At 62.4% G+C, this 26,669-nt stretch carries 26 protein-coding genes; 9 read left to right on the top strand and 17 right to left on the bottom strand.

Features of this window, described 5'->3' with window-relative positions:
- Window positions 1-8 precede the first annotated feature (8 nt).
- The 13 genes from ABWV64_RS02315 to ABWV64_RS02255 all read right to left on the bottom strand — a co-directional run bounded on the left by ABWV64_RS02315 (window position 9) and on the right by ABWV64_RS02255 (window position 13,712).
- Complete coding sequence (locus tag ABWV64_RS02315) at window positions 9-578, bottom strand: DUF2199 domain-containing protein (protein ID WP_353342661.1); 570 nt, start codon at window positions 576-578, stop codon at window positions 9-11.
- Window positions 575-2,032 carry an amidophosphoribosyltransferase gene (gene purF / locus ABWV64_RS02310; protein ID WP_353344466.1) on the bottom strand — a complete coding sequence of 486 codons (1,458 nt, stop codon included), beginning with the start codon at window positions 2,030-2,032 and terminating at the stop codon, window positions 575-577. The genes ABWV64_RS02315 and purF overlap by 4 nt, the downstream gene beginning before the upstream one ends.
- Window positions 2,033-2,320: 288 nt before the next feature.
- Window positions 2,321-2,881 carry a CvpA family protein gene (locus ABWV64_RS02305; RefSeq protein WP_353342660.1) on the bottom strand — a complete coding sequence of 187 codons (561 nt, stop codon included), beginning with the start codon at window positions 2,879-2,881 and terminating at the stop codon, window positions 2,321-2,323.
- 58 nt (window positions 2,882-2,939) lie between these two features.
- The gene (radA, locus tag ABWV64_RS02300; protein ID WP_353342659.1) at window positions 2,940-4,304 is read right to left on the bottom strand and encodes a DNA repair protein RadA; all 1,365 of its coding nucleotides are present in this window, start codon (window positions 4,302-4,304) and stop codon (window positions 2,940-2,942) included.
- A 69-nt stretch (window positions 4,305-4,373) separates the two neighbouring features.
- Window positions 4,374-5,246 (bottom strand): DNA repair protein, encoded by an 873-nt coding sequence (locus tag ABWV64_RS02295; RefSeq protein ID WP_353342658.1) that lies wholly within the window; start codon window positions 5,244-5,246, stop codon window positions 4,374-4,376.
- Window positions 5,247-5,432: 186 nt separating this feature from the next.
- Window positions 5,433-5,882, bottom strand: coding sequence for a paraquat-inducible protein A (locus tag ABWV64_RS02290; protein WP_353342657.1), 450 nt, complete (start codon window positions 5,880-5,882; stop codon window positions 5,433-5,435).
- 196 nt (window positions 5,883-6,078) lie between these two features.
- On the bottom strand, window positions 6,079-6,825 hold the full coding sequence (locus ABWV64_RS02285; RefSeq protein ID WP_353342656.1) for an ABC transporter ATP-binding protein: 747 nt from the start codon (window positions 6,823-6,825) through the stop codon (window positions 6,079-6,081).
- Window positions 6,822-7,616: an MlaE family ABC transporter permease gene (locus ABWV64_RS02280; RefSeq protein ID WP_353342655.1), complete on the bottom strand. Its 795-nt coding sequence runs from the start codon at window positions 7,614-7,616 to the stop codon at window positions 6,822-6,824. The genes ABWV64_RS02285 and ABWV64_RS02280 overlap by 4 nt, the downstream gene beginning before the upstream one ends.
- 9 nt (window positions 7,617-7,625) lie before the next feature.
- The gene (gene alr / locus ABWV64_RS02275) at window positions 7,626-8,672 is read right to left on the bottom strand and encodes an alanine racemase (RefSeq protein ID WP_353342654.1); all 1,047 of its coding nucleotides are present in this window, start codon (window positions 8,670-8,672) and stop codon (window positions 7,626-7,628) included.
- 255 nt (window positions 8,673-8,927) lie between these two features.
- Complete coding sequence (locus ABWV64_RS02270) at window positions 8,928-10,439, bottom strand: replicative DNA helicase (RefSeq protein WP_353342653.1); 1,512 nt, start codon at window positions 10,437-10,439, stop codon at window positions 8,928-8,930.
- 304 nt (window positions 10,440-10,743) lie between these two features.
- Window positions 10,744-11,421, bottom strand: coding sequence for an orotate phosphoribosyltransferase (locus ABWV64_RS02265; protein WP_353342652.1), 678 nt, complete (start codon window positions 11,419-11,421; stop codon window positions 10,744-10,746).
- Window positions 11,422-11,582: 161 nt separating this feature from the next.
- Window positions 11,583-12,623 (bottom strand): dihydroorotase, encoded by a 1,041-nt coding sequence (gene pyrC / locus ABWV64_RS02260; protein ID WP_353342651.1) that lies wholly within the window; start codon window positions 12,621-12,623, stop codon window positions 11,583-11,585.
- A gap of 72 nt (window positions 12,624-12,695) precedes the next feature.
- The gene (locus ABWV64_RS02255; RefSeq protein WP_353342650.1) at window positions 12,696-13,712 is read right to left on the bottom strand and encodes a phosphoadenosine phosphosulfate reductase; all 1,017 of its coding nucleotides are present in this window, start codon (window positions 13,710-13,712) and stop codon (window positions 12,696-12,698) included.
- Window positions 13,713-13,989: 277 nt separating this feature from the next.
- Between ABWV64_RS02255 and ABWV64_RS02250 the strand changes: the two genes are divergently transcribed.
- The 8 genes from ABWV64_RS02250 (at window position 13,990) to ABWV64_RS02215 (ending at window position 22,351) form a co-directional block, all read left to right on the top strand.
- Entirely contained in the window at window positions 13,990-14,898 is a 909-nt protein-coding gene (locus ABWV64_RS02250; RefSeq protein ID WP_353344464.1) for an AAA family ATPase, read from the top strand.
- On the top strand, window positions 14,895-15,023 hold the full coding sequence (locus tag ABWV64_RS02245) for a hypothetical protein (protein ID WP_353342649.1): 129 nt from the start codon (window positions 14,895-14,897) through the stop codon (window positions 15,021-15,023). Before ABWV64_RS02250 ends, ABWV64_RS02245 begins: the two co-directional genes overlap by 4 nt.
- Before the next feature lie 3 nt (window positions 15,024-15,026).
- A complete protein-coding gene (locus tag ABWV64_RS02240) occupies window positions 15,027-16,286 on the top strand; it encodes a vWA domain-containing protein (protein ID WP_353342648.1) in 1,260 nt (419 codons plus the stop codon).
- An 81-nt stretch (window positions 16,287-16,367) separates the two neighbouring features.
- Window positions 16,368-17,339, top strand: coding sequence for an XdhC family protein (locus ABWV64_RS02235; RefSeq protein ID WP_353344462.1), 972 nt, complete (start codon window positions 16,368-16,370; stop codon window positions 17,337-17,339).
- A complete protein-coding gene (locus ABWV64_RS02230; protein ID WP_353342647.1) occupies window positions 17,336-18,358 on the top strand; it encodes a molybdopterin-binding protein in 1,023 nt (340 codons plus the stop codon). The genes ABWV64_RS02235 and ABWV64_RS02230 overlap by 4 nt, the downstream gene beginning before the upstream one ends.
- Window positions 18,359-18,568: 210 nt before the next feature.
- Window positions 18,569-19,066 (top strand): (2Fe-2S)-binding protein, encoded by a 498-nt coding sequence (locus tag ABWV64_RS02225; RefSeq protein ID WP_353342646.1) that lies wholly within the window; start codon window positions 18,569-18,571, stop codon window positions 19,064-19,066.
- A 121-nt stretch (window positions 19,067-19,187) separates the two neighbouring features.
- Entirely contained in the window at window positions 19,188-21,554 is a 2,367-nt protein-coding gene (locus ABWV64_RS02220) for a xanthine dehydrogenase family protein molybdopterin-binding subunit (protein WP_353342645.1), read from the top strand.
- 11 nt (window positions 21,555-21,565) lie between these two features.
- Window positions 21,566-22,351, top strand: coding sequence for an FAD binding domain-containing protein (locus tag ABWV64_RS02215; RefSeq protein WP_353342644.1), 786 nt, complete (start codon window positions 21,566-21,568; stop codon window positions 22,349-22,351).
- Window positions 22,352-22,443: 92 nt separating this feature from the next.
- On the opposite strand, the gene ABWV64_RS02210 is transcribed toward ABWV64_RS02215, so the two are convergent.
- Window positions 22,444-23,151 carry a GGDEF domain-containing protein gene (locus ABWV64_RS02210; protein ID WP_353342642.1) on the bottom strand — a complete coding sequence of 236 codons (708 nt, stop codon included), beginning with the start codon at window positions 23,149-23,151 and terminating at the stop codon, window positions 22,444-22,446.
- A 300-nt stretch (window positions 23,152-23,451) separates the two neighbouring features.
- Window positions 23,452-23,910: a translation initiation factor IF-3 gene (gene infC / locus ABWV64_RS02205; RefSeq protein ID WP_502902633.1), complete on the bottom strand. Its 459-nt coding sequence runs from the start codon at window positions 23,908-23,910 to the stop codon at window positions 23,452-23,454.
- A 292-nt stretch (window positions 23,911-24,202) separates the two neighbouring features.
- Between infC and ABWV64_RS02200 the strand changes: the two genes are divergently transcribed.
- On the top strand, window positions 24,203-25,156 hold the full coding sequence (locus ABWV64_RS02200; protein ID WP_353342641.1) for a translation initiation factor 3: 954 nt from the start codon (window positions 24,203-24,205) through the stop codon (window positions 25,154-25,156).
- 117 nt (window positions 25,157-25,273) lie between these two features.
- Here the strand turns inward: ABWV64_RS02200 and ABWV64_RS02195 are convergent, their stop codons facing one another.
- A complete protein-coding gene (locus tag ABWV64_RS02195) occupies window positions 25,274-25,741 on the bottom strand; it encodes a GNAT family N-acetyltransferase (RefSeq protein WP_353342640.1) in 468 nt (155 codons plus the stop codon).
- Window positions 25,742-25,822: 81 nt separating this feature from the next.
- The gene (locus ABWV64_RS02190) at window positions 25,823-26,662 is read right to left on the bottom strand and encodes a ferredoxin--NADP reductase (protein ID WP_353342639.1); all 840 of its coding nucleotides are present in this window, start codon (window positions 26,660-26,662) and stop codon (window positions 25,823-25,825) included.
- Window positions 26,663-26,669 lie beyond the last annotated feature (7 nt).

Genomic DNA, 26,669 nt, shown 5'->3' with positions numbered 1-26,669 from the left:
CGCGGCGATCAATCCTGCGTCAGATGCGGGCGAATGTCGCGGCCCGCCTCGGCGTAGATGTCCAAAAGCCGGTCAAAGCTGATGCCTTGGGTCTGCGCCTCATGCAAGGCGCCGGCCTCGGCCATGACCAAGGGGCGCGTGGCCTCATCGCCGCTCACCGGCGCGAGGACCAAAGGCACCATGTCTTCGTCGGTAAATCCGGGCAGGACATTGGCCAAAAGCCCGTTGCCGCCGCGAAAATCTGCGGGCGGGTCGTCATAGGTGCCCAGATAGTTGCGAAACACCTCTTCGGAGACCTGCGCCCAAAGGCCAAAGCCGAAATGTTCGTCGCTGCCCTGCACGGGGATCATCATCACGCAGCGCAAGAAATAGCGCCCCGCATGGCGGCACAGATCGGCATTGAGCCGGTCCTCGCCCTCGACCACTTCGCCGCCCTCATCGGGGCCTGCGTGCGGCCAATCGGACGGATGGGCATAGCCCAGATCGAAAATGCCCGAAAACGTCTCGCCGCAGCAGGGGCAGGCGCGCCCCGTGTCGTTGAACCGTTTCCAGCGGCTATCGAGGTCCAGAAGGCTCATTCGGCGGCCGTCTTTGTTTCGAAACCCTTTTCGATCATATCGGAGGGGGCCACGGGGTATTCGCCCGAGAAACAGGCATCGCAATATTGCGGGCTGGCATTGTCGCGCCCGTCCGGCGCACCGGCCGCGCGGTAAAGCCCGTCCAGCGAGATAAAGCGCAAGCTGTCGACGCCCAGATGGTCGCGCATCTCGTCCTCGTTCATCGTCGCGGCCAGAAGCTTTTCGCGCTCGGGCGTGTCGACGCCGTAAAAGCACGGCCATGCGGTGGGCGGCGAGGCGATGCGGAAATGCACCTCGGCGGCGCCCGCGTCCAAAATCATATCCTTGATCTTGCGGCTGGTGGTGCCGCGCACGACGCTGTCATCGACCAAAATCACCCGCTTGCCCTTGATCAGTGCGCGGTTGACGTTGAGCTTGAGGCGCACGCCCATGTTGCGGATCTGTTCGGTCGGCTCGATGAAGGTGCGGCCCATATATTGGTTGCGGATGATGCCCATCGCATAGGGAATGCCGCTCTCTTGGCTGAACCCGATGGCCGCGGGGGTGCCGCTGTCAGGCACGGGGCACACAAGGTCCGCCTCGACGGGGGCCTCTTTGGCCAGCTCCACGCCGATCTGGCGGCGGGTTTCATAAACGCTGCGCCCGCCGATCACGCTGTCGGGGCGCGAGAAATAGACATGTTCGAAAATGCAAAACCGCGATTTGCGGCGCCGGAAGGGAAAGGCGCTTTCGACCCCGCCTTGCTCCGAGATCACCACCATCTCGCCCGGCTCGATGTCGCGCACATATTCGGCGCCGATGATGTCGAGCGCGCAGGTCTCCGATGACAAAACCCATCCTTCCGCAACTTTGCCCAAAACCAAAGGCCGCACGCCCAGAGGGTCGCGCACGCCGATCAACTTGGTGCGGGTCATGGCGACAACGGAGAACGCGCCTTCAACGCGGCGCAAGGCGTCTTCCATCCGCTCGGGAATGTTGCGCTGCAAGCTGCGCGCCATCAGGTGGATGATGCATTCGCTGTCCGAGGAGGATTGGAAGATCGACCCGCGTTCAATGAGTTCGCGGCGCAGCGCATTGGCATTGGTGATATTGCCGTTATGGGCAATCGCCGCGCCGCCCATGGAAAACTCGCCGAAAAACGGCTGCACATCGCGGATCACGGCGGCCTTCGATCCGGCGGTGGAGTAGCGCACATGCCCGATGGCCAGCGGCCCGGGCAGGGTTTGCATCAGGCTTTGCGAGGTAAAATTATCGCGCACATAGCCAAAGCGGCGCACAGAATTGAACCCCTCGGCGGGATCGTGGCTGACAATGCCGCCCGCCTCTTGTCCGCGGTGCTGCAGGGCATGCAGGCCAAGCGCCACGAAATTCGCCGCATCGCTCACCCCCACAACGCCAAAGACGCCGCATTCCTCATGCAGCTTGTCGTCGTCGAAAGGATGGGCGGGGGGCATCTGCTTGAGCATGGCGGCGGGTCGGGTGGGGGTGGTCCGTTTGGGGTGGGACAAGGCGAGCGCTCCGAATCCGTTTATAGCAGGGTCGCCCCCTCTTAAGCGCTCATGGCCCCAGTGTCACGAAAGGATCACAAATCGCGCGCCCTTTGCGCGTGCGCGCCGCGGGTTCGGGCGGGCGCGCAGGCAAGATGCAAAAAAACGCGCCGCCATCTGGCCGCGCGTTTTCGCTTTGCAGGTTCTAAAAATATCCCCGCCGGAGGCATCCGCCCTCGCCGAAGGGGGCGCCGCTTATTGCGGCGCGTCGCATTTGCCGACAAGCTGTTCATATTGGGCGGTGATCCATCCCATGGCGCGCTCGGGGTCGGAGTTTTCGATCTTGCCGGACATGCGGCCAAAGACCTGCGCCGAGCGGCTGTCGTCGATCATGGTGATATTTTGCGAGGTGATCACAGTCTCGTAGACGAAAAACGCGATGGCGACGAGCAAGATGCCGCGCGCCACGCCGAACAAAAAGCCAAGCCCCTGATCAAGCCCGCCAAGCGCCGAGCGCTGCACCAGCGAGGCCAGCATCGGCGTGAACAAGGAGGCCACCACCAAAGCAATCGCAAAGACCACGGCAAAGCCTGCGATCATCGACAATTCGCAGCTGTCGGAGATGAAATCGCCCACCACGGGGATTTCCTTGACCAAAGGCTCGACTTGCGGGGCGAACATAAAGGCCAAAAGCCCCGCCACGATCCAACCGGCGATGGCCAATCCTTCGCGCACAAATCCGCGCGTATAGGCCAAAAGCGCCGAGAGCACGATCACGAGCGCCACAACGCCGTCGATGATGGTAAAGCCTTCCATGGGGTATCTTGTCCCTTACTTGCGTGCCGCGCCGATCGGGCGGTCTTCGTGAATGCGCCTAGCCTGCGCCAAAGATATCGCCGACAAAAGCGGTCAGATCGCCCATCTGTGTGAGCTTCAATCCCATATCGGCCAGCGCCTTGCCTCCCGAGGGGGTTATCGCCGCTGTGAAACCAAGTTTTTGCGCTTCTTTCAACCTGTTTTCGCTTTGCGGGGCGGGGCGCAGGGCGCCCGAGAGGCTGATTTCGCCAAAAACAACGGTATCTGCGGGCAGGGCGCTATCCTCGCGCGCGCTCACCAAAGCCGCCGCAACGGCCAGATCGGCGGCAGGTTCGGAAATTTTCATCCCCCCCGCCACATTGAGATAGACATCAAGGCCGGTGAACGGAATGCCGCAGCGCGCTTCGAGCACCGCAAGGATCATCGCCAGACGCCCGCCGTCCCATCCCACGACGGTGCGGCGCGGCTGGCTGTGCGGGCTGGGCGCGACGAGGGCCTGAAACTCGACCAGAACCGGCCGCGTGCCCTCGACCCCCGCAAAGACCACCGATCCGGGGGAGGGCGTGCCGCGTTCGGAGAGAAACAGCGCCGAAGGGTTCATCACCTGCGCCAATCCCGCGCCGGTCATCTCGAACACCCCGATCTCGTCGGCGGGGCCAAAGCGGTTTTTCACCGCGCGCAGGATGCGGAATTGATGCCCGCGCTCGCCTTCGAAATAGAGCACGGTGTCGACCATATGTTCGACCACGCGCGGGCCCGCGATCTGCCCCTCTTTGGTGACATGGCCGACCAAGATCACCGACACGCCCTTGCGTTTGGCAAAAGTGGTCAATTCATGGGCGGCGGCGCGCACTTGGCTGACGCTGCCCGGGGCGCTTTCGACATTGTCGGCCCACATGGTTTGAATGGAATCGATGATCGCCAGATGCGGGCGCTCTTCTTCGAGGGTGGTCAGGATATCGCGCAGGTTGGTCGCGGCGGCCAGTTGCACCGGCGCATCGGCCAATCCGAGGCGGCGCGCGCGCATGCGCACTTGGGCCGAGGCTTCCTCGCCCGAAATATACATGACCTTGAGGCCGGAGCGGGCAAATTCCGCCGCCGCCTGCAGCAACAAAGTGGATTTGCCGATGCCCGGATCACCGCCGACCAGAATGGCCGAGGAGGCCACCAATCCGCCGCCCAAGACGCGGTCCAATTCGCCGATGCCCGAGGTGGTGCGCGGCGGTGGGGCCTCTTCGGTCGACAGATCCGACAGATCCAGCGCCGCGCCGCGTTTCGCGCCAAGGCTTTTGGAGGCAGGACCGGCCGAAAGCGGGGCCTCTTCGACAATGGTGTTCCAATCGCCGCAGCCGTCGCAACGGCCCGACCATTTGGTGAAATTGGCTCCGCAGGCGGAGCACCGGAAAGATTTGGTTTTTGCCATAGGCTCTGATGTGCCTCACGGCGCGGGCGCGGTCAATTGCTTCGCAAGGCTGTGGCGCGGCGGCGACGCTTAGTGTGGCTTGCCGGTCGGTTTGGCAGGGCTGATCTCATGTCCCATATCGGGGCTGATCTCGGCGCGCAGATCGACGATCTGCGCCTCTTTGCGCGGCGCGGAGCGCGCGCCGACGACGCGCATTTTCTTGCGCGGGGCGGGATTGGCATCGAGCGCCGCCAATTCCTCGTTCAGATCGGGCAAAAGCGCCGACAGCTCGGCGCTCAATTGCTCGAGCTTATCGGCAATCAGCTCTTCTTCTTGCTCTATGTCATTGAGCCAGAACCGCAATTCCTGTGTCACCGTGAGGGCGCGGTCGAGGCGGGTTTTCATGTCGTCGGCCTCGGTTTGGCGGGTTTTGAGAAAGGCGCGGGCGCGGGCGACATTGTCTGTCGAATAGGTTTGCGCCAGTTCCTTGCTGGTCTGGCTCATCTGCGAGGCGACCTCCAGAAGCTGCGGCTCCAGCGCGCCCAGATCGGGATGATCGCGCAAAAAGGCAAGGCGCTCGCGCACTTCGTCAAATTCGGAGGAGAGTTTGAAACTGCCCTCGCGGTCGGCGGCATGGGCCAAAGCATAGGCGCGCGTCACATCGCGCATCGACATGTGAAAGGCGCGGTGCGAGGTTTCGAGTTTCATGATGCGGGCATTTGCGGGCAGATAGGCGCAAAGCGCCAGCAAAAACACCGTGACAGCGATTTGCGCCGACATGCCGGCCAAAGGATAGGTTTGATCGCCGATCTGCGCGGCAAAAGCGAGCCACGGCGCTGCGCCAAAGAGCGCCATCGCGGTCCACAGCGTCATGATCAGCGCGCTGAGCGCCATAAGCGTAACGGCGGCGCGATGGGCCACGGTCAGGCCGAGCTGCAAGGCAGCGGATTGATGTGCGCTCATAACTCATCCCCCGAGAGTGCGACACCGGCCGCAACGCGATTACTACCGGCGAATTTACGCCGAAAGGTGAACAAAAGGTAAAGGGGAATTTCGTGATTTCGGCGCCATTGAGTGGGCAGGGGGAAACAGCGATGCGAATCGCGCGCCATTGTTTCGCAGCGCGCAACATTGCTGCTCAATCGCGCGTCAGCTTTGGCCGCGGGCGGCGCGCTTTGCCGCGAGGCTGAGCGCGAGGGAGGCGAGAATACAGGCGGTGAACAGGTAAAGCCCCCAAGCAGTTTCCACCCGCCCGAGGCCGACGCCTTTGGCCAGCACGATATAGACCGCAATGAGGAAAATATCGGCCATGGCCAGTTTGCCCAAGGCGGTCAAAGCGGGCAGGGCGCGGGTGTCCAAGAGGCCGAAATGGACCAGCGCGAGGCCGAGGGTTTTGAGATAGGGGGCAAAAAGCGCAAAAAGCGTGACGATGAGCGCAAGGAAGATATCGCTTTGCCAAAGCGATTGCAGGCCGGAGATCACGCTGATCTCGGAGAGCGAGAAGAAGGGCAGCACGCCCGCACGCATCAGGGGGGCGAACCAAGCTATGGGAAAGAGCACCAGCAAGGCGAGGTTGGCATATTTGTGCAAAGCGGTCATGGCTTAAAGGTAGGGCGCATGGGCGCGCGGCGCTAGGGGGAGATTGGCGCGCGGCGCATCAAGGATGCGGGCGGCGGCACAGGGGGGCAGATGCGGGAGCCTCCGGCGGGGATATTTGCAGAACCTGCAAAGGGGGGCGGGCGCCGCTGGCGGGCAGGGCGCGGCGGGGCGCGTAAAGGCGCGGCGCGCGGCGGTTCTAGCGCACCGCTTCGATGGGGCCTGTGGCGCGGCCATGGATGAATTGGTCGAGGTAGGGATCGTTCGAGGCATCCATATCGGCGACGGGTCCGGTCCATTTGATCACCCCGTCGTGGAGCATCGCGACCTTATCGGCGATGGCGCGCACCGAGGTCATGTCATGGGTGATGGTCATGGCGGTGGCGCCCATTTCCACCACGATCTCGCGGATCAGATCGTTGATCACGCCGGACATGATCGGGTCGAGGCCGGTGGTCGGCTCGTCGAAAAAGATGATCTCGGGTTCGGCGGCGATGGCGCGGGCGAGGCCGACGCGTTTTTGCATGCCGCCCGAAAGTTCGGCCGGAAAGCGGTCGGCGACATCGGGTTTGAGGCCGACGCGGCGCAGTTTTTCGATGGCGATCTCGCGCGCCTCGGCTTTGGGGCGCTTCAGCGTGCCGCGCATCAGGCGAAAGGCGACGTTTTGCCAGACGGGAAGGGAATCGAACAATGCGCCGCCTTGGAAGAGCATGCCAAAGCGGGCCAAAAACGCATCGCGGTCGGTTTTGAGCACGTCCTGCCCGCCGACGAGAATCTGGCCCTTGTCGGGTTTGACGAGGCCGAGCACGGATTTGAGCGCCACGGATTTGCCGGTGCCCGAACCGCCGATGATCACCATGCTCTCGCCCTTGGGGATGGTCAGGTTGACCCCTTGCAGCACGCGGTTGGCGCCGAAGGCTTTATGGACATCGCGCATCTCGATCATGCCGAAAAGAACACTTCTGTAAGCAGGTAATTGGCGGCGAGGATCATCACCGAGGCGGCGACAACGGCGGCTTTGGTGGCGCGGCCGACGCCTTGGGCGCCGCGGGCCGAATTCATCCCGTAGTAGCAGCCCATCAGGGCGATGATAAAGCCGAAGGCCGCGCCTTTGAGCAGGCCCGAGGTGACATCCCAGACTTCGAGGAAATCCACCGTGTTGCGCAGGTAGGCGGCGGAATTGAAATCGAGCCGCGCCACGCCCACCAGATAGCCGCCCATGATACCGATCGCATCGCCCACGGCGACGAGCACCGGCACCGCGAGGGTGGCGGCGAGGACGCGCGGCAAGGTGAGGTATTTCATCGGATGGGTCGACAGGGTGGTCAGCGCGTCAAGCTGCTCGGTCACTTTCATCGTGCCGATCTCGGCGGCAATCGAGGAGGCGACGCGCGCCGCCACCATCAGCCCGCCCAAGACGGGGCCAAGTTCGCGCACCATGCCGATGGCGACAATCGAGGGCACCACGGCTTCGGCATTGAAACGCGCGCCGCCTGCGTAGATTTGCAAGGCCAATGCGCCGCCGGTGAAGAGCGCGGTCAGGCCCACGACGGGCAGCGACAGCCAGCCGATTTGAAACAGCGCGTGGAGAAACTCGCGGCCATAAAATGGCGGGCGGGCGAGGTGGCTGACGGTTTGGGCGGCGAAAAGCGCGATGCGCCCCGTGGCGGCGCAAAGGCCCAGCACCGCCGCGCCGAGGCGCTGGATCGGGCCGAGAAGAAGGGAGATCGCGGACATGGCGCGCCCTTAGCCGCCGGTATAGCGGCGCGCGTAGCGCAGCCCGAGCGAGGTGAGGATTTCATAGCCGATGGTGCCTGCGGCGTCGGCCAATTGATCGACGCCTTGGTTTGGTCCCAAGAGCGAGAGGCTCTTGGGCGCCTCTTCAAGGGCGGTGATATCGGCGCAGATCAGGTCCATCGACACGCGGCCAAGGATTTTGCAGGCGCTGCGGCCGGAAAACAGCATGCCTTTTGGCCCCATGGCGCGGATCAGCCCGTCGGCATATCCGGCGGCGACGGTGGCGACATGGGTGTCGGCGGGGGCGGTCCAGCTGTTGCCATAGCCGACGCTTTCGCCCTTGGCGACAAGCCGCGTCTGGATCACCGGCACCTCCAGTTCGACCACCGGTTTGGCGGCCTCGAAGGGCGCGCCGCCGTAAAGCCCGATGCCGGGGCGGGTGATGTCGAAATGGAAGGCGCGGCCCAAAAGAATGCCGCCTGTCGCCGAAAGCGAGCGCGGCACGGGGCCGCAATCGTCGGTCATCTGGCGAAAGGCGCGCAACTGGCGCGCGTTCATCGCGTGGTTCGGCTCGTCGGCGCAGGCCAGATGCGACATGATCAAAACCGGCCCCTGCGCCAGCGCGATGTCGCGCACGGCGGCCCATTCGGCAGGCTCCATGCCGAGGCGGTTCATGCCGGTGTCAAGCTGGATGCCGAAGGGATGGTCGGGCAGGCTTTCGAAGTGGCGCAAAAGCTGTTCAAGCGAGTTGATCATCGGAATGAGGCCAAGATCGGCAATCGTATCGGTGTCGCCTGCCATATGGCCCGAGAACACATAGATCGCCACATCGGGGCCGAGCGCATCGCGGATCGCGGCGCCTTCTTCGGCGAGGGCGACGAAGAATTTGCGCGCACCGGCGCGGGCAAGGGCGCGCGCGACGCGGGCCGCCCCGAGGCCATAGCCGTTGGCCTTGACCACAGCCGCGGTTTCGACGCCGCCCTCCGAGGCCGCGTCAAGCGCACGCCAGTTGGCCACCAGCGCATCCAGATCGATTTTCAAACTCGCAGTAGACATGGGGGAGGGTTTTGACAGTCTTATGGCTCAGGTCAAGAGAAAAGGGTTAAAGGGCGCGCGGATCGGCGCTGATGCGGCGCAGGGCGGGGGGCGCGGCGCAGGGCGGATGCCTCCGGCGGGGATATTTTTGGAACCTGCAAGGGGCGGCGGCGCGTCGTTTTGCCTGCGCTCCGGCTTGGGCATGGCTTGCGCAGGGGCGGGGCCGAGTGGGGGAGCCGCGCGGGCCACAGAGCGAGCAGTGGGCGGGCGCGGCGGTTAGTATTGATCCTCGCGCTCGCCTTGTTGCCATTGTTTGGCGAGGTTGCCAAAGCGGGTGAACTGGCCTTCGAAGCTCAGCTCGACCGTGCCGATCGGGCCGTGGCGCTGTTTGCCGATGATCACTTCGGCCTTGCCGTGCAGGCGTTCCATGTCCTCTTGCCATGCGGCCATTTTATCAAGCTCGTGATCGCCGGGTTTTTCGCGCTCTTTGTAATATTCTTCGCGGAACACGAACATCACCACATCGGCATCCTGTTCGATCGAGCCGGATTCGCGCAGGTCCGACAATTGCGGGCGTTTGTCTTCGCGGCTTTCGACCTGACGCGAAAGCTGTGAGAGGGCGATGACGGGGATGTTAAGCTCTTTGGCGATGGCTTTCATGCCCATGGAAATCTCGCCGATTTCCTGCACGCGGTTGCCTGCGGTGGCGGGCGTGCCGCGCACCAGTTGCAGGTAGTCGATGATCAGCACATCAAGCCCTTTGGTGCGTTTGAGGCGGCGCGCGCGGGCGGCCAGTTGCGAGATCGGCAAGGCGGGCGTGTCGTCGATATAAAGCGGGCAGCTTTCGAGGCTTTTGGCGGCTTCGACAAAGCGGCGAAATTCGGTTTCGGTCATATCGCCCGAGCGGATCTGGTGGCTGGGCACTTCGGCGGCCTCCGACAGGATCCGGCCCGCCAATTGCTCGGCGCTCATCTCGAGGCTGTAAAAGCCGACAACGCCGCCCTCAACCGTGCCTTCGGTGCCATCGGGGCGGATGCCGCGTTTGTAGGCTTTGGCGATGTTGAAGGCCATATTGGTCGCCAGCGAGGTTTTGCCCATCGACGGGCGCCCCGCGAGGATCAAGAGGTCGGATTTATGCAATCCGCCCAGTTTGCGATCCATATCGATCAATCCGGTCGAGACCCCCGCCAGACCGCCATCGCGTTGATAGGCGGCATTGGCCGAGTTCACCGCTTCGGTCACCGCATGCAAGAACGATTGAAATCCGGTTTCGGTTTTGCCCTGTTCGGAGAGGGCATAAAGCTTTTGCTCGGCCTCGACGATCTGCTCTTTGGGTTCGGAATGCACCTCGACCTTGGAGGCTTTGCTGGCGATTTCCTGACCCAGTTCGATCAACTCGCGCCGGATCGCCAGATCATAGATCATCTGCGCATAATCGCGCACCGCATAGGCCGAAATCGCCGCCCCCGCGAGACGCGCCAGATAGGCCGGACCGCCCAGCTCCTTGAGGCCTTCGTCGTCGTCAAAGAAGGATTTGAGCGTGACGGGCGAGGCAAGGTTGTTCTTGGCGATGCGCGCGGCGGCGGTCTCATAGATGCGCGCATGGACCGGATCGTAGAAATGCTCGGCGGTGATGATCGAGGCGACGCGGTCAAACACATCGTTATTGGTCAGGATCGCGCCAAGAAGCTGCTGCTCGGCCTCGATGGAATGGGGCATGGTATCGGGCGATTGCACATCGGCGCCCGCCGTTTTTCCGGTCGCATTGAAAGCCGCAATTTCGTTCATCTTTGTCCCCACTCACATCCCTGAGGCGGGTTCTTAACGGGCAAGGCCCATGGCGCGCAACTTGTATGTTTTTGTGGATAAATCGGGCGCGCGGCGGAACGGTCAGGGATGCGCCTATCTTGGCAGAGCACCGCGCCGCAGGTCAACATATAGTGGCGCCGCCCTCTGATTTGGCGATATACGGCCTGTTTTTGCCTTTGGTTGACGTTGCGTTACCTCGCGCGGCGCGCCTGATGTCGCCGGTGCCGCGACGGGCCGGATCGAGAATCAAACGCACCGGATCGCACTCCCTCTCGGGGGGCTTTTAAGCCTTGCGCGCCTCTTGCCATGCGCGCGGATCCTTGAGGAAGGTTTCGACCTCGGCAAGGGTGGCGGCGTCAAAGGCGCCTTGCGCTTTGGCCTCGGCCAACACGTCCCACCATGTGCACAGGTGATGCAACTGCACGCCGTGATCGCCCAAAGTTTTGACCGTCTCGGGGAAGATGTCGTAATAGAAAATCACCGCCGTATGGCCGCAGGTCGCGCCGGTCTCGCGGATCGCATCGACAAAGCTGAGCTTGGAGCCGCCATCGGTGGTCAGATCCTCGACCAAAAGCACCCGCTCGCCCTCGCTCATCGCGCCCTCGATGCGGGCGTTTTTGCCATAGCCTTTGGGCTTCTTGCGCACATAGGTCATCGGAAGCGCCATGCGCTCGGCCACCAGCGCGGCAAAGGGAATGCCCGCCGTCTCACCGCCCGCGATATTGTCAAAGGCCTCGAAGCCCGCGTTGCGCATCACAGTGACGGTGAGAAAATCCATCAAGGTGCTGCGGATGCGCGGGAAAGAGATCAGCTTGCGGCAATCGATATAGGAGGGCGAGGGCAGGCCGGAGGCCAGAATGTAAGGCTCCTCGGTGTTGAAATTCACCGCTTTGATTTCAAGCAGCATCCGCGCGGTCAGGCGGGCAATTTCTTCGGCGGTGGGATAGGCAGCAGGGATCATGGCAGGTCCTTATGTTCGGTCTCTTGCAATCAAGGCGGCAGGTCGCGCGGCGCGGCTTGCAGGTTCTTCAAATATCCTCGCCGAAGGCATGAAGCTCTTTGGCGCGAACGCTTGCGGCATCTGTGCGCCTCCGGCGGGGATATTTGAAGAACCTGCAAAGATCAGGCGGACGCGACCTCCCATGTCAACGGGTAGCCGGGATCGAAGACGGTGACTTCGCCTTCGCCGGTGAGGATCTTTTTGGGGTAGCTGGGCGGCGCTTTGCGCAAGGTGAGCGTGCCGGTGTTTTGCGGCAACCCGTAGAAGGCGGGGCCGTTTTTGGAGGTGAAGGCTTCGAGGTTTGGCAGAGCGCCGTCCTCTTCGAAGACCTGCGCGAGCAGCGACATGGTGTTGGTGGCGGTAAAGCACCCCGCGCAGCCGCAGGCCTGTTCTTTGTTGGAGTCGGTATGGGGGGCGCTGTCGGTGCCGAGGAAGAAGGTGGCCTCGCCCGATGTGGCGGCGGCGCGCAGGGCGAGGCGGTGCTCTTCGCGTTTGGCAACCGGCAGGCAATAGTAATGCGGTTTGATCCCGCCCACGAGGATGTGGTTGCGGTTGATGATCAGGTGGTGCGTGGTGATTGTCGCGCCGAGGGTCTCGCCGCCCGCGCGGGCGTAATCGACGCCGTGGCTGGTGGTGATATGTTCCATCACCACGCGCAGCTCGGGCGTGGTGCGGCGCAGCGGGTCGAGCACCGTGTCGATGAACACCGCTTCGCGGTCGAAGATGTCGACATCGGCGCGGGTGACTTCGCCGTGCACGCAAAGCGGCAATCCGATCTCGGCCATCTTCTCCAAAACCGCGCGGACCTTGGTGAAATCACTCACGCCCGAGGCGGAATTGGTTGTCGCCCCTGCGGGGTAGAGCTTCACCGCTTTGACCAATCCGCTGGCATGGGCGGCGGCGACGTCTTCGGGATCGGTGTCTTCGGTCAGGTAGAGGGTCATCAGCGGCTCGAAGCTCATGCCCTCGGGCAGGGCCGCCATGATCCGTTCGCGGTAGGCGGCCGCCTGCGCGCCGGTGACCACGGGGGGCACGAGATTGGGCATGATGATGGCGCGGGCGAAATGGCGCGCGGTTTCGGGCAGGACGGCGCGCAGCATGGCGCCATCGCGCAGATGCAGGTGCCAGTCGTCGGGGCGGATGATGGTCAATGTATCGCTCATGGCAGAGCGATTACACAATTGCGCGCCTCAAGGCCAGTGGGGAAACGGCACGCGCTGTGCGCGCCCGCTTGCTCAGGCCTTTACCTCGGCCTCGGGGGTGTTTTCGCCCTCGGCATCCTCGCTGTCTGCCTCGCCGTGCGGCGGCGGCAGTTTGACGCCGGTGCGTTCGGCCATGGCGCGCAGGTCTTCGAGTTTCTTGCGAAACCGCGGGCCATGCATGCGCGAGAGCACGTTTTCACATACCAGAGCGGTCAGATAGGGGCGCTCGGCATTGTCGGTGATGGACATCAGTCGGCGCAGGTAAGGCCCGTAGGTGCGCCGCGCGCGCATCGCCTCGCCGAAATAGACATCATCCAGCGCGCCTTGCCCGACCGCATTGATCAGATCGGGCAAAACGCCCATCTCCAGCATATGGCTCTGGATCGCCTCGCCCAGATTGCGGCAGCGCAGTTTGCTGACATTGGGGCGGGTGAAAAGCGCGGCATGCATCGCGTCGAGGTCTTGGGTCGGATCATAGACCACAAAGGCCTCTTCGGCGGCGTCGAGCATATCGGGCGCATAGCCATAGCGGTCGGTAAAGGAGGTGCGGCGCATATGGGCGAAACGGTCGTCCCATTCGGTCATGCCGCTTTCGAGCGTCGCTTGCGGCTGGATCGCCAGAACCGCCGCGCCGGGGGCGGCGACGGAATAGGCGGCGGCGGCATAGCCGCAAGGGCCGGTGCCGTAAAACACGACCTTTTCGAAATCCTCGAAAAACCCGTCGTCGATCAGACGGTCGAAATAGCCGTAGATGCGCGCATCGCGAAACCATGTATCGCCGTCCGAGACCACCGCCAGATGCGACCAGCCCTCCGATTGCACGAGGTTCCAGCCGATGGGATGGGCATGTTCGGAGAGGGTCTGGATGCCTTGGATGGTTTCGAAGGTCACCAAAAGAATCGGGCCTTCATCGACAAAACCGGCCAGATGGCGTTTGCCCAAAGGCTGCACATAGCCCGCCTCATCCGCAATGCGCGCGAATTGCTCAAGCCACTCGCCCTTCTTTAGCCCTGCCAAAGAGGTCTCGGTGATATGTCGGCCATCCTGCATGCCAAAGGTCCTTACAACTGCTCCACCGCTTTATCTGCGGTGTGTTGGCGTGGTTTATGCCAAGGGAATGGGGCAAAATTGCGGAGCAATGCCGAGAATTCAAGGGCAGGGCGCGCGCAATGACGGGGGCGATGCGGGCGCGCACGGGGCGCGCACGGGGCGAGTCGCGGCGCATCTCGCGCGGCATGGCACTTTAGGCGAGGTTGCACTTGGCGCGGGGCCATTGCACGGTGACGGGCGCGCCATTCGCGCGGCGCAGCAAGTCGGGGGAGAGACCATGGGCGAGATGACATCGATTGAGAACGTGCAAGAAAGCTTGGGCGCGCAAAACTATGTGTGCAGCCGCGCTTTGGCCACGGTGGTGTTTTTGTCGCTGCGCCTCGGGCGGCCGCTGTTTTTGGAGGGCGAGGCGGGGGTCGGCAAGACCGAGATCGCCAAGGCCATCGCGGCGGCCATGGGGCGCAAATTGATCCGGTTGCAATGCTACGAGGGGCTTGATGCCGCCTCGGCGGTCTATGAGTGGAACTTTGCCGAGCAGATGATCGCCATTCGCACGGCAGAGGCCTCGGGCGGCGCGGATCGCGACAGCCTCAAGACCGAGCTTTTCACCGAAGACTATCTGATCGAGCGGCCTTTGTTGCAGGCGATGCGCCCGCAAGACGGCGGCGCGCCTGTGCTGCTTATCGACGAGCTTGACCGCACCGACGAGCCCTTCGAGGCGTTCTTGCTCGAAGCCCTGTCGGATTTTCAGGTCACCATTCCCGAGCTTGGCACCATCAAGGCCCCCGAGCCGCCGATCGTGATCCTGACCTCGAACCGCACCCGCGAGGTGCATGATGCGCTCAAGCGCCGCTGCCTTTATCATTGGGTCGATTATCCCGCCTTCGAGCGCGAGATCGAGATTTTGCACGCCCGCGCGCCGGAAGCCTCCGAGGCGCTGAGCCGCGAGGTCGTGGCCTTTGTGCAAAAGCTGCGCACCGAGGATTTGTTCAAAAAACCCGGTGTGGCGGAAACGATTGACTGGGCCAAATGCCTCTTGGCGCTCGATGTGATCAACCTCAGCCCCGAGGTCATCGCCGATACAATCGGGGCGATTTTGAAATACCAAGATGACATTTCCAAGCTGCAAGGTTCGGAAGCCAAACGCATTTTGGACGAGGTCACGGCGCAGTTGGAGCCGGTGTGATGGCGCCGCGCGCGGCCAGATTGCCCGCCGCTGTGGCGCGGATCGCGGCGGTTTTGGGCGTGCGCGCGCCCTGCACTGCGGATGCGGGGCTGTTGATCGTGCCCTGCCGGATGCGGCGGGGGTGAGCGATGGCCGAATATCTGCCGCTGGAATTGCCCGAAAACCCCAAGCTTATCCATAATATCACCCATTTCGCCCGCGCCCTGCGCAAGGCGGGGATCGGCGTCGGGCCGGGGTCGGTTCTGGATGCGGTGCGCGCGGTGCAGGCGGCGGGCTTCACCGAAAAACGCGATTTTTATTGGGTTTTACATGCTTGTTTCGTCTCCAAACCCGAACAGCGGCGCGTGTTTGATCAGGTCTTCCGGCTCTATTGGCGCGACCCGCGGTTCATGGAACATATGATGGCGATGATGTTGCCCGCCATTCGCGGCGTGCAAGAGGACCGCCCCGCGCAGGCCGCCGAAAAACGCGCCGCCGAGGCCTTGCTTGGCGATGCCAACCGCGACATGCCTGATGCGCAAGACAGCCCCGAAGAAGAGGTGCAGATCGAGATCGACGCCTCTCTGACCATGTCCTCCGAGGAGCGGCTGCGCAGTCTGGATTTCGAGCAGATGAGCACCGAGGAAGTGGCCGAGGCCAAGCGGATGCTGGCGCGGCTGACACTGCCGGTCAAACCGATCAAATCGCGCCGCGCGGCGGCCTCCACGATGGGGCGGCTGATGGATTGGCGCGCCACCATGCGCCGCGCCATGCGCCAAGGCGGCGAGATCCGCAGCCTCGCGCGCAAAAAGCCGCGCGAGCGCTATCCCAATCTGGTGGTGATTTGCGATATTTCCGGATCGATGAGCCAATACAGCCGGATGGTTTTGCATTTCCTCCATGCGGTGGCCAATGAAAAAGGCGCGGGATGGGCCAAGGTGCACGGGTTTACCTTTGGCACGCGGCTCACCAATATCACCCGCCATCTGGCGCAGCGCGATGTCGATGCGGCATTGGCCGCAGCGGGGGCGGAGGCGCAAGATTGGGAAGGCGGCACGCGGATCGGATCGTGCCTGCACGCCTTCAACCGCGACTGGTCGCGCCGCGTGATGGGGCAGGGCGCGGTGGTGCTTTTGATCACCGACGGGCTTGACCGCGATGCGCCCGATGATCTGGCGCGCGAGATGCAACGGCTGCACCTGTCGTGCAAACGGCTGATCTGGCTCAATCCCTTGCTGCGTTGGGAGGGATTTGCGCCCAAAGCGCGCGGCATTGCGGCGATGTTGCCGCATGTGGATGCCTTTCGCGCCGGTCACTCGATTGCCTCGCTCGAAGATCTGGCAGCGGTGATCTCGCGCCAGACCGACAGCGGCGAAAAGGACCGGTTGATGCGCATGATCGGGGCATAGATTTTGGCCATTGCGCCGCGCCTTGGGGGGAGACAAGCGCGCGGGGCAAGGTCATACTGCGCGGTGAGATGAGGGGACATGATGGATCGTTTTGACAATATACCCGAGGTGGCTTTGGCGTGGCACAAGGCGGGCAAAGGCGCGGCTTTGGCCACGGTGGTCGAAACATGGGGCAGCGCCCCGCGCCGCATCGGCAGCCAGTTGGCGATCAACAGCGCGGGCGAGATCGAAGGCTCGGTGTCGGGCGGCTGTGTCGAGGGGGCGGTGATCTTGGAAGCCATCGAGGCGATCGAGAGCGGCAAGCAGATGCTGCTCGAATATGGCGTCTCGGACGGGGATGCCTTTGCCGTCGGGCTGGCTTGCGGCGGCACGATCCGCATTTTGGTCGAACCGGTGGGATCGGTCCTGCCCGTGGCGGTTCTGGAGGATCTCGTCGCGGCGCGCGCGGCGCGCGCGGCCGTGGCGGTGGTCAGCGATCTTAACACCGGCGCGCGCGAATTGGTCCGCGGAGGGTTTGACGAGCGTTTTCGCATGGACCGCTCGGGCTTTGAGGCGGGCGAGCAGGTTTTCGTCGCCATCCACAACCCGCCCTTGCGGATGATCGTGGTCGGCGCGGTCCATATTGCGCAGGCTTTGGTGCCCATGGCGCGGATTGCAGGGTTTGATCCGGTGCTGATCGAGCCGCGCGGCGCTTTTGGCTCGCAGGCGCGGTTTCCAGGCGAGCAGATTTTGGACGACTGGCCCGACGAGGCGGTGGCCAAGCTGGGTCTGGATGCGCGCACGGCGCTGGTTTTGCTGACCCATGATCCCAAACTCGACGATCCGGCGCTGGAGCAAGCCTTGGCCGCCGATTGCTTTTATATCGGCGCTTTGGGGTCGACGCGCACCCATGCCAAACGGGTGGAGCGTTTGGGCGCGGCGGGCTTTACTGCCGCGCAGATCGGGCGCATTCACGGCCCCGTCGGCCTCGATATCGGCGCGGCCAATCCGGCGGAAATCGCCGTGTCGATCCTGTCGCAGGTGGTGGGCGTTTTGCGCGGAGCGACGCCGTGAAGTTCGGATATGTCGCGCTTGCTGACGCCGAGGGCGCGATTTTGGCGCATTCGCTGGATTTGGGGCCAAAGGCTTCGGCCAAGCGCATCGCCAAGGGCACGGTTTTGGGCGCTGCGCATCTGGCCGATCTGGCCGCATCGGGGATAATGCAGGTCGTGGCGGCGAGCTTGGAGGCGGGCGATCTGGGCGAGGATGCGACGGCGCTGCGTCTGGCGCAGGCTTTGGTGCCGGACCCCGAGGCGCAATGTATCCGCATCACCGGCGCGGGGGCGGGGCGGGTCAATCTTTATGCCGCCTCTTGCGGGATCGTGAAGCTGGACGCCGCGCGCATCCATGCGCTCAATGCGATTGACCCGATGATTTCGGTTGCCACCGTGGCCGATCATGCGCGCGTGGACGAAGGCGGCATGATCGCCACGATCAAGATCATCGCCTATGCCGTGCCCGAGACAAAGGTGCAGCAGGCCGAGGCGGGGGCGGCGGGGGCGATCCGCGTTTTGCCGCCCTACTATAGCACCGCGACCTTGATCGAAACCGTGACCCAAGAGACCGGCGGCGCAGAGCCGTCCGATAAGGGACGCGCCGCCACGGCGGGGCGATTGGCGCGGTTCAACGCATCGCTCACCGCGCGCGTCATCACCGCCCACCGCGAGGCGCCCTTGGCCGAGGCGATCAAGGCGGCGACGGGCGAGATGATCTTGATCCTCACCGGATCGGCCACATCCGACGCCTATGACGTCGCGCCGCAGGCGCTGCGCATGGCGGGCGGCGAGGTGATCCGATTTGGCATGCCCGTCGATCCGGGCAATTTGCTGTTTGTCGGGCGGCTGGGCGAAAAGCCGGTGATCGGCTTGCCAGGATGTGCGCGCTCGATTGCGTTGAACGGGGCCGATTGGGTGCTGGAGCGGCTGATGGGCGGGCTTTGCGTCGGCTCGGCGGATATCGCGATGATGGGGGTCGGGGGGCTGCTCAAGGAAATTCCGACCCGCCCGCGCCCGCGCCGCGACGCGGATGCGTGAGGATTGCGCGTTTTTTGCAGCGTCCTGATGTCGAATTTAATTAATTAAAGTCAATGTATTGCGCGCCGTTCTTCGCGCGAATTTATGTGCGGGCGCTGGCGCGGCGCGGCTATATCCTCCTTTGGTCTAAGTTGGGAATTATCCCTTACACATCGGCCCGCGAGGTGGTTATCATCCTCTCATAACCACATTAACTCTGGGAGGAGCCACATGTCTCAGGTCACCATGACCGTGAATGGCAAGACAGCCACCGGCGACGTAGAAGGCCGGACACTTCTTGTTCATTTCTTGCGCGACCAATTGCAACTGACGGGCACACATGTCGGGTGCGACACATCGCAATGCGGCGCTTGCGTTGTGCATGTTGACGGCAAGGCCGTGAAATCATGCACGATGCTGGCCCTCGAAGCCGAAGGCGCATCGGTTGAAACCATCGAAGCACAGGCCGCCGCTGACGGCACGCTCAACACCGTGCAGCAAGCCTTCCAAGATTACCACGGGCTTCAGTGCGGGTTCTGCACTCCCGGCATGGTGATGAGCGCGACGGCGCTGCTCAAGGAAAACCCCAAGCCGACCGAGGCGGAGATCCGCCATCACCTTGAGGGCAATATCTGCCGCTGCACCGGTTACCACAATATCGTGAAATCGATCATGGCCGCTTCGGGTCAGGACGTGAGCAATATCGCAGCCGAGGTTGCCGCCGAATAAGGCGCGCTGTGGGGCGTATTGCCCCCGCATAAGAGGGATCAGCGTGCCGCAGTCCAGCGGCCCGTTTCATTCGACACATCCAAAGCCTGCGCGCAGCGCGGCTTTTTAGGGAGGATACACCATGCCCAAAGATGGAGGCATCGGCGCCAGCACCAAGCGGCGCGAAGACGTCCGCTTTTTGAGCGGAACCGGCAATTACACCGACGATATCAATCTGCAAAACCAGACCTATGTGCATTTTCTGCGCTCTGATATCGCCCATGGCCGGATCAACAACATCGACACATCCGCCGCATCCGCGATGCCAGGCGTGGTGCGCATCTTCACCGGTGCGGATTTCGAAGGCGTTGGCGGCATTCCGTGCGGTTGGGAAATCACCGACCGTTTCGGCGAGAAAATGCAAGAGCCCGCGCACCCCGTTCTGGCCCAAGGCAAGGTTCGCCATGTGGGCGATCCGATCTGCGCCGTGGTGGCCGAAAGCCTTGAGCAAGCGCGCGATGCGGCCGAGGCAATCGAGCTGGATATCGAAGAGCTTCCCGCCGTTGTGGACATGAAAAAAGCGCTCGAAGAGGGCGCGCCCAAGGTGCATGACGATCTGACCAGCAACCTGTGCTATGACTGGGGCTTTGTTGAAGAGAACAAAGCCGCCGTGGAAGAGGCTTTTGCCAATGCCGCGCATGTCACCACATTGGAATTGGTCAACAACCGCCTGATCGCCAACCCGATGGAGCCGCGCGTGGCCGTTGGCGATTTCAATCGCGGCACGGGCGATCACACGCTTTATACCACTTCGCAAAACCCCCATGTGATCCGCCTGTTGATGGGCGCATTCGTTTTGGGCATCCCCGAGCATAAGCTGCGCGTTGTGGCCCCCGATGTGGGCGGCGGTTTCGGCACGAAAATCTTCCACTATGCCGAAGAGGCTTTTTGCACCTTCGCGGCCAAGGCGGTGAACCGTCCGGTCAAATGGACCTCGACCCGCTCCGAAGCCTTTATGTCGGACGCACACGGCCGTGACCACGTCAGCACCATTCAACTGGCGCTGGATGCGGACAATAACTTTACCGCGCTGCGCACCGATACCTATGCCAATATGGGCGCCTATCTGTCGACATTTGCACCCTCGGTGCCGACATGGCTGCACGGCACATTGATGGCGGGCAACTACAAAACTCCGCTGGTCTATGTGAACGTCAAAGCGGTGTTTACCAATACGGTTCCGGTCGATGCCTACCGCGGCGCGGGCCGTCCCGAGGCGACCTACCAACTGGAGCGCGTGGTGGACAAAGCCGCGTTGGAGCTTGGTGTTGATCCGGTGGCCCTGCGCCGTCAGAACTTCATCACCGAATTCCCCTATGCAACGCCTGTCGCGGTGGAATATGACACTGGCGATTATCACGCCACGATGGACAAGCTCACGCAAGTCGCTGATTTTGCTGGGTTCGAGGCGCGCCGCGCGGCGAGCAAAGCCAAAGGCAAGCTGCGCGGATTTGGCGTCAATTGCTATATCGAGGCTTGCGGCATCGCGCCGTCGAACCTTGTGGGGCAACTTGGGGCGCGTGCGGGTCTTTATGAATCGGCCACTGTGCGGGTGAATGCGACCGGCGGCCTTGTTGTGATGACCGGATCGCACAGCCACGGCCAAGGCCACGAAACCGCCTTCCCGCAGGTGATCGCCGATATGATCGGGATCGACGCCTCGATGGTGGAAATCGAACATGGCGACACCGACAAAGCGCCGATGGGCATGGGCACCTACGGCTCGCGCTCGCTCGCGGTTGGCGGGTCGGCCATGGTTCGCGCCACAGAGAAAATCATCAACAAAGCCAAGAAGATCGCGGCCCACCTGATGGAAGCCTCCGAGGGCGATATCGAGCTCAAAGACGGGCAGTTCTCTGTTGCGGGCACCGATAAATCGGTGGCTTGGGGCGATGTGACCCTCGCGGCCTATGTGCCCCATAACTACCCGCTCGAAGACATCGAGCCGGGCCTTGAGGAAACCGCCTTCTACGATCCGGCGAACTTCACCTATCCGTCGGGCGCCTATTGCTGCGAGGTCGAGGTCGACCCCGATACCGGCAAGGTCACGATCGAACGTTTCGCGGCGGCGGATGACTTTGGCAACATCGTCAACCCGATGATCGTCTCCGGTCAGGTCCACGGCGGCATCGCCCAAGGCATCGGGCAGGCCTTGCTCGAAGGTGCAGCCTATGACGAGAACGGCCAGCTTCTGACCGGTTCGTATATGGATTACGCCATGCCGCGGGCCTCGGATGTGCCGTTCTACACGGTGGATCACTCGTGCCAGACGCCTTGCACACACAACCCGCTTGGTGTGAAGGGCTGCGGCGAGGCCGGTGCCATCGGATCGCCCCCCGCGGTGGTCAATGCTGTGGTTGACGCTCTGCGCTCTGCGGGCAAAGATATCACCCATATCGACATGCCGCTTTCGCCCGCCCGTGTTTGGGCCGCGATGAACAACGCTTAAGGAGATCGGAAATGTATAACTTCGAGTTCGAAAAACCCACCACGGTGGCGGACGCGGTTGCTGCGCTCTCCTCTGACGAGGCGCAAGCATTGGGCGGCGGTCAAACGCTTTTGCCCACCATGAAGCAACGTCTGGCCATGCCTGAAAAGCTGGTCTCGCTGAGCGGGATTGCCGAAATGAAAGGGGTCTCCGCTAGCGGGGGCACCTTGACCATCGGCGGCGCCACCACCCACAAAACCGTGGCTGACGAGGCCTCGGCCTATCCGGCGCTGGCGGCTTTGGCCTCCAACATCGGCGATCCGGCAGTGCGCAACCGCGGCACCATTGGCGGCAGCCTTGCCAACAATGACCCTTCGGCCTGCTACCCTTCGGCGGCTTTGGCATCGGGCGCGACCATCGTCACCAATGCGCGCGAGATTGCGGCGGATGACTATTTCCAAGGCATGTTCACCACCGCATTGGACGAGGGCGAAATCATCACGTCGGTCAAACTCCCGATCCCCGAGAAGGCCAACTACCAAAAGTTCGAGCAACCTGCCTCGCGCTTTGCTTTGGTCGGTGTCTTTGTTGCCAAATACGCCGACGGCGTGCGCGTGGCGGTGACCGGCGCCTCCGAAGAAGGTGTGTTCCGCTGGAGCGAGGCCGAAGCGGCCTTGTCGTCGAACTTCTCGGCGTCGGCTCTGGATGGCTTGTCGGTTCCGGCCGATGGCATGATCGCGGATTTGCATGGCACGGCGGAATACCGTGCGCATCTGGTCGGTGTTTTGACCAAACGTGCGGTTACTGCGGCGGCGTGATCGGCGCGCATAAACGAAAGAAAGCCCTCGCATCCAATGCGGGGGCTTTTGTATGTCCGCTGTCCGCTGCGGCGGGCGAGGTCGGCAGGGGCCTAGGCCGCGCCTTCCATTTCAACGCGGTCGCGGCCCTTTTTCTTGGCCAGATACATCGCCGTATCGGCGCGCACCAAAGCATCGGCCATATCGTCACCATCGCGCAGCAGGCTGATCCCGATGGAGACGGTCAGGGCGATGGAGCCTTCGCTGGTTTCCAGCGGCCTTTTGGCGAGGGTCTTGCGGATGCGTTTGGCGATCAATGCGGCGGCGCTGAGGTCTGAGTCCTTGAGAACAATAACAAATTCCTCACCGCCATAGCGGCTGATCACATCTTCGGTGCGGCAGCAATCGGCAAAGATGCGCGCCATATGTTGCAAGGCGCGGTCACCGGCTTGGTGCCCATGGGTGTCGTTGAGCGCTTTGAAATGATCGACGTCGATCATCATCACCACGGTGTTTTCTTGCGCCGCGACTTTGACGTTATTGAGCAGATATTGCCGCGATTTGAGTTGGGTCAGCCCGTCATGATCAACCATATCTTGCAAGGTGCAGTTGAGCCGGTAGATGCGCCGCCTTTGCCGTGCGGCGATGACGGCGACGGGCACGGCCAGCAAGATCGGCACCAAGGTTTCCGGCACGATATAGGTTTTCAGATAATCCAACCCGACGAAAACCACGCTAAAGGCATAATTCGCCGCCACCACGAACACCGAAATGATCACGGAGTAGAGCACGGGACGCGTTGCAATGGGGCGTCGGGACATGGCGAAAATACCTGTTAGAGCCGTTCTCGCCCGACGGGTCGGGCGGACGAATATCGGCACGTATGAGAAGACCTAGGGCGACCCTAGCCAGATTTAAGCACCTATTCGTTAATATGTCTCAAAGTGACGCTACGTCAGGCGCAACTTGTGAAATGATCTTTCGAAAAGTTTTATCATTTTGAACGCGTCCCTTGCCCCGACGGCCCCCCGCGCGCAAAGAAAAAGCCTCCCCCAACGTCAGCGGGGGGAGGCCGGACGGGCGGGCAAAACTGCCGCGCCGGTGAGGCTGAGCGCTGCAGCCTACTTGGGCAGCGGGCCGATCAGCATGATCATCTGGCGGCCTTCCATTTTGGGCATGTTTTCCACGCGCCCGCAGTCTTTGGTGTCCTCGGCCACACGTTCAAGCAACTCGCGGCCAAGGTTCTGGTGCGCCATTTCGCGCCCGCGGAACCGCAAGGTGACTTTGACTTTATCGCCGTTTTCCAAGAACTTATACACGTTGCGCATTTTGACTTCATAGTCATGCGTATCGGTATTGGGCCGGAATTTGACCTCTTTGATCTCGATGATCTTTTGCTTTTTGCGCGCTTCGGATTCGCGCTTTTGCGTCTCGTATTTATACTTGCCGAAGTCCATGATCTTGACGACGGGCGGCTCGGCATTGGGGGAAATTTCCACCAGATCAAGACCCGCTTCTTCGGCCAGTTCCATGCCCCTCGCGGGTGTCACCACACCTACGTTTTCGCCGTCCGCACCAATCAGGCGGATTTCGGGGCAACGGATGCGGTCGTTGATTCTGGGTCCGGTTTCGCGCGTGGGTGGCGCGTTATGAGGTCTGCGGGCTATGGTTTTGATCCTTCAATGGTTTGATAGCTTTCGATTGTGCAAGGTAAACCCGCAGCCACGCTCTTTCAAGCGGCAAAATAGGCAGGTTCGGGCCGAAATCGCCTGCTTTTCCCCTTGAACCTTTTGTTAACTCTCGGCATCTGCAACATCTGTTTGAAGTGGGCGCCAGGATGGCGGCCCGCCTATGTTAAGGGGATGAAGAACCATGAAAAATCTGCTTTGGGTCGTGATTGCGCTGGTGATTGTTGGCGGCGGATACCTGCTGATGTCCGGCAAATCGGTGCAAGAGGTTGTGCAAGACGCCACAGATGCGACCAGCGGGGCCGCTGATGCGGCCAAAGAGGCGGCCAGTGATGCCGCCGCAGCGGCCGGTGATGCGGTCGACGCGGCCACGGACGCGGCTACGGATGCGGCGACTGCGGCGGCAGATGCTGCCAGCGACGCGGCAACCGCAGCGGCGGACGCAGCAGGCGACGCTGTGGATGCCGCCGGTGATGCGGCCGCGAGCGCAGCGGATGCGGCCAAAGACATGACCACCGATGCGGCAGATGCGGCTAAAGAGGTTGCGAGCGAGGCTGCTGAAGTGGCCACCGAGGCGGCGCAAACCGCCAGCGACGCCGCGACACAGGCCGTTGATGCGGCCACGGACGCCGCCGAAGGCGCAGCCGAAGTCGTGAGCGATGCAGCCACGGGCGCCGTTGATGCGGGCACTGCCGCCGCCGCAGACGCCGCCGATGCCGCCGCTGGTGTGGCCAAGGACGCAGCAGAGGCCGCAACCGATGCTGCCGCCGCTGCCGAAACCGCCGCCAGCACCGCAGTTGACGCCGCCGCCGATACCGCTTCGGCCGCTGCGGATGCCGCTGCAAACACCGCCGAAGCCGCCGCTGACACCGCAGCCGATGCGGCGCAAACCGCGAGCGATGCGGCCGCTGATGCCGCCGAAGCGGCCGGTGATGCGGGCAGTTCGATGATGGAGGGCATGAAGGAATTGCTCACCGTCGACGGCTTTAACTTCGACAAAGTCTCCGAAATGATCGACGGCTCGTCGATTGGCGATATGCAAAAAACCATGCTCAAGACCGGATTGGACAAAGCCAAAGACAATCCCGAGATGCTTCAAAATGTTCTGGAGCAGATCAAATCCGCAATTGGCATGTAAGCTCTTGGCGCGGCTCGGTTCGGGCCGCGCCGCTTTGAATTTCGAGACCCCGCGTGGAGCGATCCGCGCGGGTTTTTTTTTGGGCAGCGACCTGCCGCTATGGCGTCTTGGGGCCTGTCACGCAGGCACGGCCCGGAGCATCTCGATATGGGTCTGCGTGCGCGCGACCTCGCAAAACCCCAAGCGCGCGTAAAGCCGGCCCACAGGGTTCCAGCGCAGATATTCAAGCCCGACCGGCAATGCCATGCCGTCCGCGAGACCAAGGCAATGGGTCAGGATCCGCGTGCCGATCCCTTGGTTTTGCCATTCGGGTAGCAGGTAGAATTCGCCGATGCGGATATCGGCGCTGCGCAGGTGGAAGGACAGGGTGCCGATGCTTTTCCCGTTGCGCAGGGTCCGGTAAAACGGTTTGGCGGCGTAATGGGCGCGGTGGATGTCTTGCTGCACCGCCTCGTCCCATCCCCAATGCGGCGTGACATGGGGCGACATGGCGGCGCGTTTGACCTCAAAGGAATAGGAAAAATCGCTTTGGCTCGGGCCAAGGCGTTCAAAATCGATATCGGGCAGGAGCGGCGGCAACAGCATGACCCGATCCTAGCAAGGCCCGCAAAGCACACCAAAGGCTTTGCGGGCTATGCTCCGCTTTGAGCGGGAGATGGCGCGAAATTAATCGACGAAGGCCTTTTCGACCACGTAATGCTTGGGATCGGAATTGGCGCCTTCTTCAAGACCAAAGCCTTCGAGCACCGCCATGATGTCTTTGTTAAAGGCCAGATTGCCGCAAACCATGCCGCGATCATGCTGCGCGCCCATCGGCGGCAGGCCTAGGTCGGCAAAGACCTTGCCCGAGCTGAGGTTGTCGGTGATGCGGCCCATCTGGGCGCTCTCTTCTTGGGTGGTGGTCGGGTAATAGCGCAGCTTGCCGCCGACCAATTCGCCGATGAGCGGATCATCGGGCAGGCTTTCGACCAATTGGCGACCATATTCCAGCTCCGACACCTCGCGGCAGGTGTGCATGAGGATCACCTCGTCATATTGCTCATAGGTCTCCGGATCGCGCATCAAGGAGGCGAAGGGCGCAATGCCGGTGCCGGTGGCGAACATCCACAAACGTTTGCCAGGCAACAGCGCATCCAGAACCAGCGTGCCAACGGGTTTGGGGCGCAAGATGATCTCGTCGCCCACTTCGATGTGTTGCAGGCGGGAGGTCAGCGGGCCGTCGGGGACCTTGATCGAATAAAACTCCAATTCCTCGTCCCACGAGGGCGAGGCGATGGAATAGGCGCGCAAAAGCGGCTTTTGCTTGCCGGTTTTCGGATCGGGATCATTCATCAAACCGATCATGACAAATTCGCCCGAGCGGAAGCGCAAGCTTTGCGGGCGGGTCACGCGGAAGGAAAACAGCCGCTCATTCCAATGTTTGACCGAAGTCACGGTTTGGGCGTCGGGCAGGGTGGGGACTTTGGGAATGGTTTGGGTCTCGGTCACGGGGATGCTCTCGCTCATGTAAATC

The organism is Litorivita sp. NS0012-18, from assembly GCF_040371945.1.
Classification (GTDB): Bacteria; Pseudomonadota; Alphaproteobacteria; order Rhodobacterales; family Rhodobacteraceae; genus Litorivita.
This window is presented reverse-complemented; position numbering and strand designations above follow the sequence as displayed.